The organism is Buchnera aphidicola (Mindarus abietinus), assembly GCF_964059085.1.
Taxonomy (GTDB): Bacteria; Pseudomonadota; Gammaproteobacteria; order Enterobacterales; family Enterobacteriaceae; genus Buchnera_A; species Buchnera_A aphidicola_C.
On record NZ_OZ060398.1, the window covers coordinates 425,623 to 443,808 of the forward strand.

Genomic DNA, 18,186 nt, shown 5'->3' on the forward strand with positions numbered 1-18,186 from the left:
TTCACTTTTTTAAAATAGATTAAATTTTAAATTAAAAAAAATAAAATTTTTTTTAGAAATTATATAAATAATAATTAAAAAATTATTACTTTTTATTTTTATAACTTTATTATAATATTTATATATAAAAAAATATTTTTACTTTAAAAAAAAATGAATAAAAATAATATTGTTCTTTACTGTCCAATTTATACTGCTATTTTAGATATACGTTCATATGAAGAACATATTGAAGATCCAATAAATATATCTAATATGAAAATACATTGGATACCTTTTTATCGATTACAAAATGAATTTAAAAAACTAGATCAAAAAAAAACATGGTTATTATATTGTAAAAAAGGCATTATGAGCAAATTACAAAAACTTTATTTAAGAAAAAAAGGATTTAAAAATGTACAACTATTAATTTAACTATTTTTATATTTAACTTTATAAAAAAAATAAATAGTAAAAATTAACCAAAATATATTTATTAATATATTTATAAAAAAAGGAGAAATTAAATAATTAAATTGAATCCAACTCGAAAAAATTCCACCTAATGAAGATCCTAATGATTGAAAAGAATAATAAATAGATAAAGTAGTTCCTTTATAATTTTTATAGGAAAAATTATTAATTAATGAAGGAATATAAGAAGAAAAAATAGAAAATGAAAGAAAAAAAAATTGAATTGCAATTATTAAACCTAAAAAATTTTTTATAAAATTCAATAAAATAAAATCTGAAATTATTAAAAAAGTAATAAATAAAATAAAAATTTCTTTTAAAAAATTATTCTTTTCAAAAAAATGAATTATAGGCATAGTAAAAAAAATAGAAATAAATATTGTTAATGCATAAATTTTAAATTGAAGAAAAGGCAATATTTTTAATATTTTCATTATTTTAGGTAATTCTATAAAATTAGAAGTCAATGTAAAATATAGAAAAAAAGTTCCTATATTCAAAAATAATAATTTAAAATTAAATAAAATAGAAACGAGATTTTTTTTTCTAATTCTTATTTTTTTTTCTAAAAAATTAGATGTATCAAAAAAATCATAAAAATACCATAATGTAATTAAACACAAAATAGAAAAAAATGACATTATCCAAAATAATAAATTTATATTTATATATAAAAATATTAAAGGAGAAAAGATAATTGAAATAAAAAAAGAAGAAACAATAGTTAATCCTATAAACATCATAGATTTAGAAAAATTTTTAATTAGAACTATATCAGATATCCAAGCTATTAAAACAGAAGAAATTGCTCCTGCACCTTGTATAGATCTTCCAATAATTATTCCCCAAATAGATTTATTTAAAGCTAAAAAGATGCATCCTAAAAAAAATAAAAACATTCCTAAAATTAAAATTACTTTTCTACCAAATTTATCGGATAAAAAACCAAAAATTATTTGAAAAATAAATTGAAAAAAACCATAAGTACCAATTGCTAATCCGATTAAAAATTCATTGGTATCTTTAAATTTTAATCCATATTGACTAAATGAAGACATTACAATAGATAATGCAAATATTCTTAAAAAGAATAGCAAACATACAAAAATAGTGACTCTAATTTCTCGAATATTCATTTTTTATATCTTTTTTTATAATTTTTTTTTAAATTTTTAATATATTAAATATAGCAAAAGAAAATTATTTAATATTTAAAAAAAATAAAAATTTTAAATAAATTAATTTGCATTAAATTTTAAAACTTGACGAAAATATATTTTTTATAATATAAAATATTAAATTTTAGTTAAAAAAACCAAAAAAATGAAAAATAAAACTTCAACTAATCTATTTAATAAAAAAGGATATCTATTAAATTATAAAAATTGGAATAAAAAAATAGCTATAAATATTGCTATTAAAGAATCTATTGTAATGACTAAAGAACACTGGGAAATAATTTTTTTTATAAGAACATTTTATCTTAAATTTAAGATTACACCTTCTATTAGATTGTTAATAACAACGATAAATTATAAAAAAAAGAAAAAAATAAATAGTCAACATTTATTTATTTTATTTCCAAAAGGAGCTGCAAAACAAGCTAGCAAAATTGCTGGTATACCGAAACCCACTAATTGTTTATAAATTTTAAAAATTAATAATTAACTTACATAACATATAGAAATTAATAAACTGAAGAAAAATATTATGCCTATGGAAATAAAAAACATAATCTTTGACCAAATAATGGAATTGAAATAATCAATTGTTAAAATTCCTAAAATAAACCATAACCATCCTGATATGAACATACTTATAAAATAAAAATAATTAGTTATATTTAAAAAATATAAAAAAATAGAAAAAAAAATAAAAAAAAAGATAAATAATAATATATTGTATTGAGTTTTTCTAATACCGTTAATAACAGAAAAAATAGGTATCCCTGCTGACTGATAATCATAAAATCTAAAAATAGAAATCGAATAAAAATGAGCAATTTGCCAAGATAAAAAAATTAAAAACAAAACAAAAGTACATAAATTTATTTTATTTTCTATCATAGAATATCCAATTATTGGGGGTAAAGAACCTGAAAATCCACCAATAACAGTTGAATAAATAAAATAAGGTTTCATATATTTACTATACAAAAAAACATAGATTATGAATCCAACTAAATTTAAGAAAAATACTAATATATTTGTAAAAAAAAATAAATACAAAAAACCAAAAAAACCTAATAAAGTTCCATAAATAAAAGCAACTTTTATAGTTAATAATTTTTTTGCTAATACTCTATTTTTTGTTCTATGCATTTTTTTATCTATATCTCTATCTATAATATTGTTAAATACACAGCCAGAAGCAATAATTAAAAATGTTCCTATTAAAACATTAAATAATAAAAATAAATGGATATGTCCTTTAGAAGCTAAGAAAAAACCTCCTATTACAGGTATTAAATTTCCTAATATAATTTTTGGTTTTATAAGTTCAAAATATTTTTTAAAAATTATAAAATTCATTTTTAATGATCCATTAAATGGTAACTTAAATTAAACATAATCCATATAGATCCAAAAATAATAATAAAAATAATTATTAATGAAAAAAATATTGATATTAAATACCAAGGATTTGTTTTAGAAAATTCTAGCTTAAAAAAATATTTAAAATGTATTATTATTTGAATAATTGCAAATATAGAAATAAAAAATAAAGTGTTAAATTTTGAAAAAAAGTTAGAAACTACCATAAAAAATGGAAAAACTGTCAAAATAAAAGATAAAAGAAAACCTATTCCATAAACATATATTTCTTCAAGAAATTTTTTTTTTTTATTAGAAGCTAATTCTTTCATATTAATTTTCCAAATAAATAAATAAAAGTAAATATACAAATCCATATAATATCAAGAAAATGCCAAAATAACCCTAAACATTTAATTTGAGTTCTATTTTTCTTAACTAATCCTATTTTTTTTATATTAAAAATTAATATTAAAAGCCATACTAGTCCAATAAAAATATGAATTCCATGAGTACTTACTAAAACAAAAAAAGAGGACAAAAAAGCATTATTTGTTGGAGTATAACCTTTTAAAATTAATGAATATAATTCGAAAAATTCTAAACTGATAAAAGAAAATCCAAATAAAAAAGTAACAATAAAAAAAATAAAAAAATATTTTTTTTTATTATAATCAATTAAAATATTAGCAATTCCATAAGTAATAGAACTACATAGCAAAAAAATAGTTTCTAAGAAAACAGTTGATAAATTAAAAAAATCTTTTTTAATCCAAAAATATGAAACACTATTCATCATTACAGCATATACTGCAAACATTGTTGCGAACAATATGCAATCACTAATTAAATATACCCAAAATCCAAAAACTATTTTTTCATTAATATCTTTTTTTTTAGATATATGTTTTTTTTTAATAACATTGTTTAAATTATTAATTAACATTTTTATAAACCTAATTTTTTTATTATTTTATTTTTTTCGTTTGTTTTATATTAAGTATAGTTTTAGAATTTTTCTTACAACTATCATTGATCCAGATTAAAATAATAGTTAAAAACGATAATAATGCTATCCACCAAATATGCCAAACAAAAGAAAATCCTAATAAAATAGAAAAAAAAGAAATTATTACACCTATATTCGTACTATTAGGAATAATAATATTTTTTTCATGAAATATATTAACATTTTTAAGACAATTATTTTTTTTAATTCTCCAAAATTCGTCTCTTTCTCTAACTTTAGGACGCGTTAAAAAATTGTATACTGGAGGTGGAGATGATGTAGACCATTCTAGTGTTCTACCATCCCATGGATCTCCTGTTAAATCAGCATATTTTTTTCTTAAAATAATTGATTTTATAACTTGTATAACCTGAGATATTATACCTAGGGTAATAAAAAAAGTTCCTACCACTGAAACTAATAAAAAAGAATGAAATTGATTTTCTATATTTTGACTTAAACGTCTAGTCATTCCCATTATCCCTAAATAATATAATGGCATAAAAGCTAAAAAGAACCCAACTATCCAAAAATAAAATGCTTTTTTTCCCCAATATTCATCTAACGTAAATCCAAATAACTTAGGAAACCAATAAGTTATTCCCGAAAAACAACCAAATACTACTCCTCCTATAATTACATTGTGAAAATGAGCAACTAAAAATAAACTATTATGAAGCACAAAGTTAACACTGGGAACAGATAGCAATACTCCACTCATACCACCAATAGAAAAAGTAATTAAAAATCCAATAGCCCATAACATGGCTGAATGTAATTCAATTCTTCCCTGATACATGGTAAAAAGCCAATTAAAAATTTTAACTCCTGTTGGAATAGCGATAATCATAGTAGCAATACCAAAAAAACTATTTATATTAGCACCCGATCCCATAGTAAAAAAATGATGCAACCAAACAATAAATGATAAAATAGTAATAGCAATAGTAGCCCAAACTAATGAAACATATCCAAATAATGTTTTTTTAGAAAAAGTTGGAACAACTTCTGAAAAAATTCCAAAAGCTGGAAGAATTAAGATATATACTTCTGGATGACCCCAAATCCAAATTAAATTTATATACATCATTGGATTTCCACCAAAACCATTAGTAAAAAAATGAAAACCTAAATATCTATCTAAAGTTAATAACGTTAATACTACGGTTAATACAGGAAAAGCGCATATTATTAATATGTTAGCACAAAGAGATGTCCAGGTGAAAATTGGCATTTTAAACATATCCATTCCAGCTGTTCTCATTTTTAAAATTGTTACTAAAAAATTAATTCCAGTTAATGTTGTACCTATTCCTGCAATTTGTAAACTCCAAATCCAATAATCTACACCTACTCCTGGAGTATATTGTAACTCTGATAAGGGGGGGTATGCTAACCATCCTGTCTGTGCAAATTCTCCTACTACTAAAGAAATATTTAAAAGCATCGCTCCACTAAAAGTTAACCAAAAACTTATATTATTAAGTGATGGGAATGCTACATCTCGAGCTCCAATTTGCAAAGGCACAACAAAATTCATTAAACCTATAATCAACGGCATGGCAACAAAAAAAATCATAATGACACCATGTGCTGTAAATATTTGATCGTAATGATGAGAAGGTAAAAATCCTTGTTTTCCAGAAGAGGAAATTACCTGTTGTAATCGCATCATAATAGCATCAGTAAATCCTCGAAAAAGCATTACAAATGCTAAAATAATATACATTATTGCTATTTTTTTATGATCAACAGAACAGCACCATTCTGTCCAAAAAATTTTCCATTTTTTAAAATAAGTAACTAAAAAAAATATACAAGTAACTGTTAATATAATAAAAAAACAAGTGAACATAATAATCGGTTCATTGTAAGGTATATCAGATAAAGTTAATTTTCCAAGCATTGTTATATCTCTTAAAATAAATTAGATTAATTTTTTCTATAATTATTATTAATATAATTTTTAGGTTGTAAATAGCAACTACGAATTAAATTATTAAATATATTATTATCTATATCAAAAAAGTACTGCACTTTATCTTTTTCATCTGGTTTAAAAATATCGTTAAGATATTCTTCTTTATTTTTTAAAGAAATTCCATTTTTTTTAACTTTATTTACCCAAGAAATAAAAGATAAATTATCTTCTGTAATTAAGACAGAAAACTTCATGTTAGAAAAATTCTTCCCGCTATAATTAGAAGATATACCAGTATATTTTCCTGAATTATTTCCTATTAAATTTAAAGTAGTTGACATGCAAGGCATCGCATAAATTTGACTTCCAAGAGAAGGAATAAAAAAAGAATTCATCACAGAGTTAGAAGTAACTTTGAATTGAACAGGAACATTTTTTGGAAATGATATTTCATTAATAGTTGCAATTCGATATTTTGGATAAATAAATAGCCATTTCCAATCTAAAGCAATTACATTTATCTTTATAGGTTTACTTTGAGAAATTAAAGGTCTACTGGGTTCTAATTTATGAGTAGTTTTATACGCTACTACTGATAAACAAGAAACGATTAATATCGGTACTATCCAAACTAATAATTCTATATTTCTAGAATAAGACCAATTAGGAGTATATTTTGATTTAATATTTGATTTTCTATACTTAATAGCAAACCAAAAAGTCATTATAATAACTGGAACAACTACTATTAACATCATTCCTAAAGAAAATAATATTATTTTTTTTTGATTTATTGCTATCTCCCCTTGAGGTTCTAACAAAGAAGCATGACAAGAATTCATAAATAATATAATTGTCATTAATACTAATATTATAATATTTTTTTTTTTTATTGGAAATTTCATTTTTTAAAAACCTTAAAAATAATATTTTTTAATAAACAATATATTTTTGATATATATCATATATTTTTTAAAATTTTTTACTAACATATAATCTATTTCTTAAAAAAATTAATAATTAAATATTAAAAATATAATAACTTATTTTCTAAAAATTTTTTGAAAAAAAATTGATTTTTATTTTTTAAATAAAATTTAAAATTACTTATCATTTAAAAAAAAGATAAAAACAATATTCTTGTTTTATAAAACTTTAAATATTATAATTGTTTTAAATAATTTTGTATTTTTAAACATTAGTTTGAAAAACTATATATTTTGTAAAAATATTTTTTATTTTCTTTCCAAAAAAAACGTTTTATAAATTAATTATTTTTTTAATTTTTATATTTCTAGTAATTTAAAGAAATTAAAAGACAATAAAAAATAAATTATATTAATATGTTTTAAAAAATAAATATATACTCATTTCTTATAATAACATTATTATATCAAAGTATTACTTTAAACATATTTATTTTTAAAAATTTTAACTATTTAAAATACGGTTTTTTTTAAAAAAATTATGCTATTAATAACAAAATTTTTCTTTTTTTTAAATATTAAAAAATATTTTTCATATTTCTTCTAAAATTAATAGCATAAATCATTATTTATAAGGATAGTAAAATACTATGAAAACTAGTAAAGATTCTAAAAAATATATAAAAATAACAATTCCATATAATGATATTAATATAGCAATAAAAAAAGAATTATCATCTTTTAGTAAAAAAATAAAAATAAATGGTTTTAGAACAGGTAGGGTTCCTATTCAAATAATTCAAAACAACTATCAAGCAACAATAGAAAAAGAAGTTATTTTAAAAAAAATGAAAGAAAAATTTTTAGACTTTATTTTAGAAAAAAAAATAGTACCTATCAAAGAACCAAAATATTACCCTTCTAAATATATAACTGGAAAAGATTTCATTTACTTTGTAGATGTTGAAAAATATCCATCAATTAAAATAAGAAAAAAAAAATTTGACAATATAAAGAAATTAACTGTTAATTTTGATGATCAGGACACTCAATTTTTTATTGATAACTTTATTCACAATAATAGTTGGATTGAAAAAAAAGAAAATATTAATATTGGAGATGAAGTTACAATAAAATATGATGTTCATTTACTAAATAAAAAAAGAAAATTAGATTCCTCAACCTATTCTTTTTTCATGGGAAAAAATGAAATTTTAAAAGAAATAGAAAAAAAAATATTTACTTCATCTAAACATAAAACATTTTCTGTATTTGTTAAAATTGATAAATACTATCCTGAAAAAAAAATTCAAGGAAAAGAAATACAAATAAATATAAAAATTTTAACTATCAAACAAAAAGAAAAACAATTAATAAATAAAGAAAAGTTAAAATTAATGAATTGGAACGAATCAATCAAAAAATTTTTTGATAAAGTTAATCAACAAATGAAATTAGAAATTAAAAATATAAATTTTATTTATTTAAAAAAACAAATTATTAGTAATTTAATTGCTGAAAATCCTATAAAATTACCATCTACATGGATTAAAAAAGAATTAAAATTATTGAAAGTTTATAACGATTACATTTTTAAAAAAAATAAAAAAAATTTTTTAATACCACTGCCTTATAATAATATTATTCTTCAATCTAAAAATAGAATAAAAAGTAAATTATTATTAAATAAAATTATTGAAGAAAATCATATTCAAATAAAAGATGAAAAACTAAAAATATACAACGAAAAAATAATCAGAAAATATAAAAATTTTTCTCAAAAAAGTATAGAAACAAAAAAAGAAGAAATAAAGAATATTTTACTGGAAAATAAAGCTATAAAATTTTTAATAAAAAAAACAGAAAAAAATAAAAAAAAATGTTCTTTCAAAAAAGCTATTTATTACGCTTTGAACATATAAATTAAAAATATATTTTTTATATATTTACTTAAAAAAAATAAGAATGAAAGGAAATAATTATGTTTAATCATAATTCTTTATTATTTACAAAAAATAAAAAAATAAATTTTTTACCTATGGTTATAGAACAAACTCCCAGAGGAGAACGTTCTTATGACATATATTCTAGATTATTAAAAGAAAGAATTATTTTTATTACAGGAGCAATAGAAGATTATTTAGCTAATTCTGTTATTGCTCAACTTTTATTTTTAGAAGCTGAGAATCCAAATAAGGATATTTCATTATATATTAACTCTCCAGGAGGTATCATTTCTTCAGGGATATCTATTTATGATACCATGCAATTCATTAAACCAGAAATCAATACTATTTGTATAGGGCAGGCTTGCTCCATGGGTGCTTTTTTACTATCTTCAGGTACAAAAGGTAAAAGATTTTCTCTTCCTAATTCTAGAATTATGATACACCAACCGTTAGGCGGTTATAAAGGGCAAGTTTCAGATATAGAAATTCATGCAAATGAAATTATTAAAATAAAAAAAAAATTAAATCATATTTTTTCCATACAAACAGGAAAATCAATAAAAAAAATAGAAAAAGATACTGAAAGGGACTGTTTTCTTTCAGCTAAAGAAGCTCTTAAATATGGATTAATAGATTCAATTTTAAATCATCGATAAAAATATTAGTTAATATTAACTAAACTTTAATTATTTTTAATTTTTCAAAAGATAATGAATTAAATTATAGGATTGTAATTAATGAAAGATAAAAAAAATATTGAATCTAATCAGAATATAAATTGTTCTTTTTGTGGAAAAAACCAAAAAGAAACAAAAAAAATAATAGCTGGACCTTTAGTTTTTATTTGTTTTGAATGTACAAAGTTATTTTATAATTTTTTTTTAAAAGAGAAAAAAAAATATAACTTTAACTATGATCTTGATAAATTACCAACTCCTCAAAAAATTAAATCTCTACTTGATCAATATGTTATAGGGCAAGAACAAACTAAAAAAGTATTATCAGTAGCTGTTTATAACCATTATAAACGTAAAATACATACTGCTAATAAAAACGATATGGAATTTGGAAAAAGCAATATTTTACTAATTGGACCTACCGGAAGTGGAAAAACATTATTAGCCGAAACTTTAGCTAAATTACTTAACGTCCCTTTTGCCATAGCAGATGCTACTACTTTAACAGAAGCCGGATATGTTGGAGAAGATGTTGAAAACATAATTCAAAAACTTTTACAAAATAGCAAATTTGATGTTAACCAAGCAGAATATGGAATTATCTATATAGATGAAATTGATAAAATTTCTAAAAAATCAGATAATCCTTCTATTACTAGGGACGTATCTGGAGAAGGAGTTCAGCAAGCTTTACTAAAATTAGTAGAAGGAACAATCGCTTCAATTCCACCTAAAGGTGGAAGAAAACATCCTCAAGAAGAATTTATAAAAATAGATACTTCTAAAATTTTATTTATATGTGGAGGAACATTTTTAGGACTAGAAAAAATTATTTCTAAAAGAATAAATTCAGGAGAAAGTATAGGCTTTAATGCTATTTTAGAAACTAAATTAAAAAAGAATATATCTTCTAAATTACTAAAAAAAATTGAACCAGAAGATTTAATTAAATTTGGACTAATTCCAGAATTTGTCGGTAGGTTACCTATTCTTACAACATTAGAAGAATTAGATGAACAATCATTAGTAAAAATTTTAGAAGAACCAAAAAATTCTTTAATAAAACAATATAAAACTTTATTTCAAATAGAAAATATAATACTAAAATTTGATAAAGAAGCTATCTTAGAAATAGCAAAAAAAGGAATAAAACGAAAAACTGGTGCTAGAGGTTTAAGATCAATTCTTGAAAATATTTTATTAGAAACTATGTATAATTTACCTTCAATGGAAAATGTAATTAAAGTATTAATTACTCAAAAAGTAGTTAAAGGAATCAATATTCCTGAAATAATTTATAAAAATAATAAATAAAAAAAATTAATTTTATTAATTAATTAATAATTAATTTTTTACTATTTTAAATAATCTTAATTACTTTTCATTGAAAATTAACATTACATCAAGATATACTGAATTAAAATTTTTTACCTCTATGTATATTAGAAATTATAGTTTTTAATACTTAGCGGAAATTAAACTAAGAGAGAGCTCTATGAATATTGAGCGTTCTGAACGCATTGAAATTCCCGTATTACCATTGCGTGACGTCGTAGTTTATCCGCATATGGTAATTCCATTATTTATAGGTCGAAAAAAATCAATCAAATGTATTGAAAAATCTATGAATAATGACAAAAAAATTTTGTTAGTAGCTCAAAAAAAAGCTTCTATGGAAGAACCTAAATCTATTGATTTGTTTTCAATAGGTACAATTGCTTCTATTTTACAAATGCTACAATTGCCTGATGGAACAGTAAAAGTCCTAGTTGAAGGTTTACAACGAGCAAAAATTATTTCTTTCAATGAAAATAATGAATGTTTTTTTGCTGAAGTTGAAAAAATAAAAGATAATACTATTGAAAAAAAAGAAGAAAAAGTTCTAATTCGTGCAACAATAGCTCAATTTAATTTATATATTAAATTAAATAAAAAAATACCTTCTGAAATATTAAGTTCAATTAGTAATATCAAAGAAGCTACAAAACTTGCTGATACCATATCTGCTTATATACCTTTAAAGTTAACAGATAAACAATCAATATTAGAAATGATTTCAATAAATGAACGACTTGAATATTTGATGGCCTTAATGGAATCAGAAATAGAATTACTTAAAATAGAAAAAAATATTAGAGATAGAATTAAAAAACAAATGGAAAAAAGCCAAAGGGAATATTATTTAAATGAACAAATTAAAGCTATTCAAAAAGAATTAGGAGAAATTGATAATGTTCCCGATGAAAATGAATATTTAAAAAAGAAAATTATTGCAGCTAAAATGTCAAAAGAAGCTAAAAAAAAGACTTTATTAGAATTGCAAAAATTAAAAATGATGTCACCCATGTCTGCTGAAGCAACTGTAGTTAGAAGTTATATTGATTGGATGATACAAGTACCCTGGAATTCTAGAAGTAAAGTTAAAAAAGATATAAAAATAGCTAAAAAAAAATTAGACTTAGACCATTTTGGATTAAAAGAAGTAAAAGAAAGAATTTTGGAATATCTAGCTGTACAATGTAGAATTTCTAAAATGAAAGGTCCGATTTTATGTCTAGTAGGCCCACCGGGAGTAGGTAAAACATCATTAGGAAAATCTATAGCAAAAGCAACTGGAAGAAAATATGTACGAATGGCCTTAGGAGGTATGAGGGACGAAGCGGAAATCAGAGGTCATAGAAGAACATATATAGGCTCAATGCCAGGAAAATTAATGCAGAAAATGGCTAAAGTAGGAGTAAAAAATCCTCTTTTTTTATTAGATGAAATTGATAAAATATCTTGTGATATGCGAGTTGATCCAGTTTCTGCTTTATTAGAAGTACTTGATCCAGAACAAAATGTATCTTTTAATGATCATTATTTAGAAGTTGATTATGATTTATCCAATGTTATGTTTGTTGCTACATCTAATTCGATGAACATACCTTCTCCTTTATTGGATCGTATGGAAGTTATACGAATTTCCGGATACACCGAAGACGAAAAATTGAATATTGCAAAAACGCATTTAAAACCAAAACAAATTCAAAGAAATGCATTAAAGAAAAAAGAATTGCATATAACCGATGATGTTATATTAAGTATAATTAGATATTATACTAGAGAAGCTGGAGTACGAAATTTAGAAAGGGAATTATCTAAAATATGTAGAAAATCTGTCAAATTATTACTACTTAATAAAGCAATAACATCTATTTCAATAAATAAAAATAATTTAAAAGAATATTTAGGAATAAAAAGATTTATATATGGGAAAGCTAATAAAAAAAATCATGTTGGTCAAGTAGTGGGATTGGCTTGGACTGAAGTTGGAGGAGATTTACTAACCATAGAAACAGAATGCGTAACTGGAAAGGGAAAATTAACTTATACTGGATCTTTAGGGGAAGTAATGCAAGAATCTATTCAAGCTGCTTTAACAGTTGTTCGATCAAACGCAAAAAAATTAGGAATTAATCAAAATTTTTATGAAAAACATGACATACATGTTCATGTTCCAGAAGGAGCTACACCAAAAGATGGTCCGAGTGCAGGAATTGCAATGTGTACGGCTATCGTATCTAGTTTAACTAAAAATCCCGTCAAATCAACTATAGCTATGACCGGAGAAATTACTTTACATGGCCATGTATTAGTTATAGGTGGATTAAAAGAAAAACTATTAGCTGCTCATCGAGGAGGAATTAAAAAAGTATTAATTCCTTATGAAAATAAAAGAGATTTAGAAGAAATTCCTAAGAATATCCTATCAGGTTTAAAAATATATCCAGTTAAAAAAATTGAAGAAGTATTGAGTTTAGCATTAGAAAATAATCCGTATATTTTTTAAAATTTTTATTTTATATTAAAATAAATGTATTTTATTAAAAATAGCTGGCAAAATTTTAATTTTGTACCAGCTATTTTTTTTAAAATTTATATGTAAATAAAAAATTCGGTATCTAAAAAAAATTCTGAATTGTTTATAATATTAAATACTAAATTATTATATTATCAAAAATAAATACAACTCTAATTATTTTAATTCAGTGAAATTAATCTAACTTAATTTTTGATTTTAATGATTTCATAAAAAATTTTTTATCCTGTTTCCATTCCTTATAACCAGTATTTCTAATTTGACATGCTTTACATTTATCACAACCTTTTCCTTTAATTCCATTATAACAAGTTAAGGTATAATGCATAATTAAAGAAGTTTGATTATAAAAATCTGAAAGAGCCCATATCTCACTTTTATTTAAGTTTATCAATGGTGTTTTTAATAAAAAAGGATAACTCATTCCTAGTTTTATAGAACTGTTTATACTATTGATAAATTCACTTCTACAGTCCGGATATCCTGAAAAATCTATTTGATTTACTCCTAAGATAATATCTTGAATATTATGATTATATGAATAAATAGAAGATAAGATTAAAAATAATATATTTCTGCCAGGTACAAAAGTATCCGGTAAATCAGAAAAATTATTTTTTTTTTTTTTAGAAAACAAATTTTTATTAGTTAAACTGCTTAAAAACAATTTATTCAAATTAGAAATATTAATTATTTTATGTTTATAAATATTAATGATTTTAATTAAATCAACAGCTACTTTTATTTCTTGTTGATGCCGTTGTCCATAGTTAAAAGTAATTGCATGAACTTCTTCATACTTTTTTCTTGCTTGAATTAAACAAGTGGTGGAATCTTGTCCTCCACTAAAAATTACTAATGCTTTACTTTTCTTTTTCATTTTTTTATAAAAAAAGTTTAAATATAAACTATTAATTATATCACTGTCATATTACAAATATATTTTTATTAAAAAAAAATTAAAAAATTAATTTTATATAGAAAATATATTCTATGATAATATCATATTCTCAATAAAAATATTTTTGGTTCAAAATAAAAAATTAAAGATAAATTTTTTTAGATCTTTTATATATGTAAATATAATTATTGATAACCAAATTTTTTTAAATATTTATTTTAAAATTTTAGGAATTTTTTGTGATTTTTTTTAAACAATTAAGTTGGTACTTTTTAAGAGAATGGAAAAGATATCTAGGAGCTGTTTTTCTTCTTATTATTATAGCATTTTTACAATTATTACCTCCTAAACTCGTTGGAATGTTAGTAGATTTGATTATTCAAAAAAGAATAGAAAATAAAACAATTATTCCCTGGATAGGGATAATATTAATCGCTGCTATTATTGTGTATATATTAAGATATATTTGGAGAGTATTACTCTTTGGGGCAGCTTACAAATTAGCGATAGAACTTAGAGAAAAATTATTTTCTTATTTTAGCAAGCAAAACCAAGATTTTTTTTTAAAATATAGAACCGGAGATTTAATAGCACGTGCAACGAATGATGTAGATCGTATAGTATTTGCGTCAGGAGAAGGAGTATTAACATTAGTTGATTCCTTAGTAATGGGGTGTTTAGTTATTGTTGTTATGATTTCTCAAATCAGTTGGATATTAACCATAATTTCTCTTTTACCTATGCCTATTATGGCAATAATTATAAAAAGATATGGTGAAAAATTACATAAATCATTTTATCAAGCACAAACTTCTTTTTCTTTATTAAATAATCAAACTCAAGAAAGTTTAACTAGTATTAGAATGATAAAATCATTTGGATTAGAAAAAAAACAATCTAAAAAATTTAATTTAATAGCTAAGGATGCTGGAAAAAAAAATATGCAAGTAGCTAAAATAGATGCTTTGTTTGATCCAACTATACATTTAACTATTGCTTGTTCAAACTTGTTAGCTATTACTGAAGGAGGGTGGCTAGTATGGAATAATGTAATAACATTAGGAGAACTAACAACTTTTATCATGTATCTTGGTTTAATGGTTTGGCCTATGTTAGCTTTAGCGTGGATGTTTAATATCGTAGAAAGAGGAAGTGCGGCTTGGGAAAGAATAGAAAAAATTATTAAATTTAACGATAAAAAGAAAAAAGATAAAAAAAAACATATACCCCCATTACCTGGTGTTTTAAACGTTAATATCAAAAATTATTATTACCCTAATAATAAAAAATCATCAATCAAAAATTTATTTTTCTCTCTTAAACCAGGAAAAAAATTAGGTTTATGTGGTCCAACAGGGTGTGGAAAAAGCACTCTACTAAATTTAATTCAATATAACTTTACTAACTTAGAAGGAGATATTTATTTCCATAATATGTCTTTATCAAAAATAAATTTAAATGAATGGAGATCTAGATTAGCTGTTGTTAATCAAACCACTTTTTTATTTTCAGATACCATAGAAAATAATATTTCCTTAGGAAATTCAAATTCAAATTTTAAAGATATTGAATATGTCGCTTCTATTGCTTGTATACATAAAGATATTATCCGATTACCTAAGGGTTATAAAACTCAAGTAGGTGAAAAAGGAGTTATGCTTTCTGGCGGTCAAAAACAAAGAATTGCAATTGCAAGAGCATTGTTAACTAACCGAGAAATATTGATTTTAGATGATTCTTTATCTGCAGTTGACGGATATACTGCTGAAAAAATTTTAAATAACTTAAAAATATGGAATAGAACAAATAAAACCATGATAATTAGTAGTCATAAATTATCTGTCATCTCTAATTCTGATGAAATCATAGTAATGGATAAAGGTTCTATAATGCAAAAGGGAACTCATGTTGAATTAATAAAAAAAAATAAATGGTATAGTAAAACCTACTATGATCAAAGATTATTAGAAGAATTAGATAAAAAATATTAGGAAAAATATTATTATGGTTAATCTAATCTCATTTTGGTCCGTATTAAAACGTTTACTCTTATATGGAATGATTTGGAAAAATTTTTTTATCATAGCGCTTTTTTTGTTGTTATTTGCATCTATTACAGAAGTAATAGGACCTATATTAATTAGTTATTTTATTAATAATATTATTTTTCAACATTCTGAATCACTAAAAAAAGTACTTTTTTTTATATTGATATTTATTATTTTACAAATAATTTCTGCTTACCTATATTATCTACAGAGTGTAGTTTTTAATAAAACAGCATTAAAAATAGTACAAAAACTAAGATGTGATGTTATGAATGCAGCATTATTTCAGCCAATTAGTGTTTTTGATACTCAACCAATAGGACAGATTATTTCTAAAATTACAAATGATACCGAATTAATAAAAGAATTATACGATACCGTAATAGCAACTACAATGAGAAGCGTAGTTTTAATTGCAATAACTATTATTGCAATGTTTAGCTTAGAATGGCATATGGCTATAATATCTATTATTATTTTTCCATTGGTAATATTAATAATGATAACTTACCAACATTATAGTACTCCTATTTTAAGAAAAGTTAGATACTATGTAGCAAATTTAAACAACAAGTTTAACGAATACATCAATGGTATGAATGTAATTCAACAATTTAATCAAGAAAAAAAATTTAAACTTTTAATAAAAAAAGTTAGTAACTTACATTATCTTGAAAGAATGAAGATATTAAAACTAGATGGATTTTTACTTAGACCATTGCTAAGTTTAATTTCTTCTTGTATTTTATGTAGTTTAATCTTACTGATTAGTATCATTCCGAATGAAATTTTTGAAGTAGGCACATTATATGCTTTTATGAGCTATTTAGGTAGACTTAGTGAACCTTTAATTACCATTAGTAGTCAACAATCTATACTTCAACAAGCAATAGTAGCAGGAGAAAGGATTTTTGAGCTTATAGATTCTCCGAAGGAAAAATTTGGGGAAAAAAAATTTCTAATAAAAAAAGGGGAAATAAAAATAAGAAATTTAAATTTTAGATATGAAAGTAATAAAATGCATGTTCTAAAAAATATTAATCTTTATGTTCCAGGAAAAAATTTTATAGCATTTGTAGGTCATACTGGAAGTGGGAAAAGTACTTTAGCTAATTTATTAATGGGTTATTATCCCATTAAAAAAGGAGAAGTTTTTATAGATGGAAACAATATAAATTCTCTTAGTTATGAAACTATTAAAAAAGGAATTTTAATGGTACAACAAGATCCTATTATCTTAGCTGATACTTTCTTAGAAAATATAACCTTAGGAAAAAATATTTCTGAAAATAAACTTTGGAAAATATTAGACATTGTACATTTATCTCCATTAATTAATTCTTTTCCAAAAGGAATACATTCCTCTCTAGGAGAACAAGGTAATAATTTATCTGTAGGACAAAAACAATTAATTGCTTTAGCTAGAGTCTTAGTAAGAAAACCTAAAATATTAATACTTGATGAAGCAACTGCAAATATTGACTCCAAAACAGAAAAATCTATACAAAAAGCTTTATTTTCCATAAAAAGAAAAACCACATTAATAGTAATTGCTCATCGTCTATCAACAATTGTTAATGCTGACTATATCATAGTTTTAGAAAACGGAAAAATAATTGAAGAAGGATCGCATCAAGATTTATTGAAAAAAAAAGGAAAGTACTGGAAAATGAAAAAATTTCAATCTTTATAAAATTTATAATAACTTCATTAACATTATTATTGTGCCTGTATCATTTAAATTGGCTGCTTTCTTCCAAACCTGACCAGTTGTTTAAACTAACATCACAAAAATGCTAATGAAGTTGGTCTACTATACTATTTTTTAAAAAGAATTCAAGAAATATTTAATTTTTATTAACTTATAATATAAAAGGTTGAAGATTATATCTTCCGCAACTAT

The 18,186-nt window shown here is 22.4% G+C and carries 15 protein-coding genes and 1 other RNA gene; 8 read left to right on the forward strand and 8 right to left on the reverse strand.

All coding sequences use genetic code 11. The features are described from left to right. Positions 1–153: 153 nt before the first annotated feature. Positions 154–417 carry a thiazole biosynthesis protein gene (gene thiI / locus AB4W62_RS01945; RefSeq protein WP_367679810.1) on the forward strand — a complete coding sequence of 88 codons (264 nt, stop codon included), beginning with the start codon at positions 154–156 and terminating at the stop codon, positions 415–417. Here thiI and AB4W62_RS01950 read toward each other — a convergent pair. After that, positions 414–1,592, reverse strand: a complete 1,179-nt coding sequence (locus AB4W62_RS01950; RefSeq protein WP_367679811.1) for an MFS transporter — start codon at positions 1,590–1,592, stop codon at positions 414–416. The two genes, thiI and AB4W62_RS01950, sit on opposite strands and share 4 nt — an antisense overlap. 187 nt (positions 1,593–1,779) lie before the next feature. Here AB4W62_RS01950 and AB4W62_RS01955 point away from each other — a divergent pair, with 187 nt between their 5' ends. Next, the gene (locus AB4W62_RS01955) at positions 1,780–2,103 is read left to right on the forward strand and encodes a TusE/DsrC/DsvC family sulfur relay protein (protein ID WP_367679812.1); all 324 of its coding nucleotides are present in this window, start codon (positions 1,780–1,782) and stop codon (positions 2,101–2,103) included. 17 nt (positions 2,104–2,120) lie between these two features. Here the strand turns inward: AB4W62_RS01955 and cyoE are convergent, their stop codons facing one another. Genes cyoE through cyoA form a run of 5 tightly spaced genes read right to left on the reverse strand, consistent with a single transcriptional unit; the run spans position 2,121 to position 6,825 of the window. Next, complete coding sequence (gene cyoE, locus AB4W62_RS01960; RefSeq protein ID WP_367679813.1) at positions 2,121–2,987, reverse strand: heme o synthase; 867 nt, start codon at positions 2,985–2,987, stop codon at positions 2,121–2,123. 2 nt (positions 2,988–2,989) lie between these two features. Further along, positions 2,990–3,322 (reverse strand): cytochrome o ubiquinol oxidase subunit IV, encoded by a 333-nt coding sequence (gene cyoD, locus AB4W62_RS01965; RefSeq protein WP_367679814.1) that lies wholly within the window; start codon positions 3,320–3,322, stop codon positions 2,990–2,992. Continuing rightward, complete coding sequence (locus tag AB4W62_RS01970; protein WP_367679815.1) at positions 3,319–3,936, reverse strand: cytochrome c oxidase subunit 3; 618 nt, start codon at positions 3,934–3,936, stop codon at positions 3,319–3,321. Before AB4W62_RS01970 ends, cyoD begins: the two co-directional genes overlap by 4 nt. Before the next feature lie 22 nt (positions 3,937–3,958). Continuing rightward, complete coding sequence (gene cyoB / locus AB4W62_RS01975) at positions 3,959–5,905, reverse strand: cytochrome o ubiquinol oxidase subunit I (protein ID WP_367679816.1); 1,947 nt, start codon at positions 5,903–5,905, stop codon at positions 3,959–3,961. Between the two features lie 26 nt (positions 5,906–5,931). Continuing rightward, a complete protein-coding gene (gene cyoA / locus AB4W62_RS01980; RefSeq protein ID WP_367679817.1) occupies positions 5,932–6,825 on the reverse strand; it encodes a ubiquinol oxidase subunit II in 894 nt (297 codons plus the stop codon). Between the two features lie 671 nt (positions 6,826–7,496). Here cyoA and AB4W62_RS01985 point away from each other — a divergent pair. The 4 genes from AB4W62_RS01985 (at position 7,497) to lon (ending at position 13,304) form a co-directional block, all read left to right on the forward strand. After that, positions 7,497–8,768 carry a trigger factor gene (locus AB4W62_RS01985; protein WP_367679818.1) on the forward strand — a complete coding sequence of 424 codons (1,272 nt, stop codon included), beginning with the start codon at positions 7,497–7,499 and terminating at the stop codon, positions 8,766–8,768. Positions 8,769–8,827: 59 nt separating this feature from the next. Next, the gene (gene clpP / locus AB4W62_RS01990; RefSeq protein WP_367679819.1) at positions 8,828–9,451 is read left to right on the forward strand and encodes an ATP-dependent Clp endopeptidase proteolytic subunit ClpP; all 624 of its coding nucleotides are present in this window, start codon (positions 8,828–8,830) and stop codon (positions 9,449–9,451) included. Between the two features lie 81 nt (positions 9,452–9,532). Next, the gene (gene clpX / locus AB4W62_RS01995) at positions 9,533–10,786 is read left to right on the forward strand and encodes an ATP-dependent Clp protease ATP-binding subunit ClpX (protein WP_367679820.1); all 1,254 of its coding nucleotides are present in this window, start codon (positions 9,533–9,535) and stop codon (positions 10,784–10,786) included. 181 nt (positions 10,787–10,967) lie between these two features. Beyond that, a complete protein-coding gene (lon, locus tag AB4W62_RS02000; protein WP_367679821.1) occupies positions 10,968–13,304 on the forward strand; it encodes an endopeptidase La in 2,337 nt (778 codons plus the stop codon). Between the two features lie 205 nt (positions 13,305–13,509). On the opposite strand, the gene queC is transcribed toward lon, so the two are convergent. Next, entirely contained in the window at positions 13,510–14,214 is a 705-nt protein-coding gene (gene queC / locus AB4W62_RS02005) for a 7-cyano-7-deazaguanine synthase QueC (RefSeq protein WP_367679822.1), read from the reverse strand. A gap of 260 nt (positions 14,215–14,474) precedes the next feature. Here queC and AB4W62_RS02010 point away from each other — a divergent pair, with 260 nt between their 5' ends. Further along, a complete protein-coding gene (locus tag AB4W62_RS02010) occupies positions 14,475–16,226 on the forward strand; it encodes a SmdA family multidrug ABC transporter permease/ATP-binding protein (protein ID WP_367679823.1) in 1,752 nt (583 codons plus the stop codon). Positions 16,227–16,239: 13 nt separating this feature from the next. Further along, positions 16,240–17,976 (forward strand): SmdB family multidrug efflux ABC transporter permease/ATP-binding protein, encoded by a 1,737-nt coding sequence (locus tag AB4W62_RS02015; protein WP_367679824.1) that lies wholly within the window; start codon positions 16,240–16,242, stop codon positions 17,974–17,976. Between the two features lie 12 nt (positions 17,977–17,988). Here the strand turns inward: AB4W62_RS02015 and ffs are convergent. After that, positions 17,989–18,085, reverse strand: an RNA gene (ffs, locus tag AB4W62_RS02020) — signal recognition particle sRNA small type. Positions 18,086–18,186: the final 101 nt, after the last annotated feature.

What these genes read in the sequence shown, in the direction of transcription:
- thiI (WP_367679810.1), top strand. Translation starts at nt 154, where the DNA reads ATGAATAAAAATAATATTGTTCTTTACTGTCCAATTTATACTGCTATT.
- AB4W62_RS01950 (WP_367679811.1), bottom strand. Translation starts at nt 1,592, where the DNA reads ATGAATATTCGAGAAATTAGAGTCACTATTTTTGTATGTTTGCTATTC.
- AB4W62_RS01955 (WP_367679812.1), top strand. Translation starts at nt 1,780, where the DNA reads ATGAAAAATAAAACTTCAACTAATCTATTTAATAAAAAAGGATATCTA.
- cyoE (WP_367679813.1), bottom strand. Translation starts at nt 2,987, where the DNA reads ATGAATTTTATAATTTTTAAAAAATATTTTGAACTTATAAAACCAAAA.
- cyoD (WP_367679814.1), bottom strand. Translation starts at nt 3,322, where the DNA reads ATGAAAGAATTAGCTTCTAATAAAAAAAAAAAATTTCTTGAAGAAATA.
- AB4W62_RS01970 (WP_367679815.1), bottom strand. Translation starts at nt 3,936, where the DNA reads ATGTTAATTAATAATTTAAACAATGTTATTAAAAAAAAACATATATCT.
- cyoB (WP_367679816.1), bottom strand. Translation starts at nt 5,905, where the DNA reads ATGCTTGGAAAATTAACTTTATCTGATATACCTTACAATGAACCGATT.
- cyoA (WP_367679817.1), bottom strand. Translation starts at nt 6,825, where the DNA reads ATGAAATTTCCAATAAAAAAAAAAAATATTATAATATTAGTATTAATG.
- AB4W62_RS01985 (WP_367679818.1), top strand. Translation starts at nt 7,497, where the DNA reads ATGAAAACTAGTAAAGATTCTAAAAAATATATAAAAATAACAATTCCA.
- clpP (WP_367679819.1), top strand. Translation starts at nt 8,828, where the DNA reads ATGTTTAATCATAATTCTTTATTATTTACAAAAAATAAAAAAATAAAT.
- clpX (WP_367679820.1), top strand. Translation starts at nt 9,533, where the DNA reads ATGAAAGATAAAAAAAATATTGAATCTAATCAGAATATAAATTGTTCT.
- lon (WP_367679821.1), top strand. Translation starts at nt 10,968, where the DNA reads ATGAATATTGAGCGTTCTGAACGCATTGAAATTCCCGTATTACCATTG.
- queC (WP_367679822.1), bottom strand. Translation starts at nt 14,214, where the DNA reads ATGAAAAAGAAAAGTAAAGCATTAGTAATTTTTAGTGGAGGACAAGAT.
- AB4W62_RS02015 (WP_367679824.1), top strand. Translation starts at nt 16,240, where the DNA reads ATGGTTAATCTAATCTCATTTTGGTCCGTATTAAAACGTTTACTCTTA.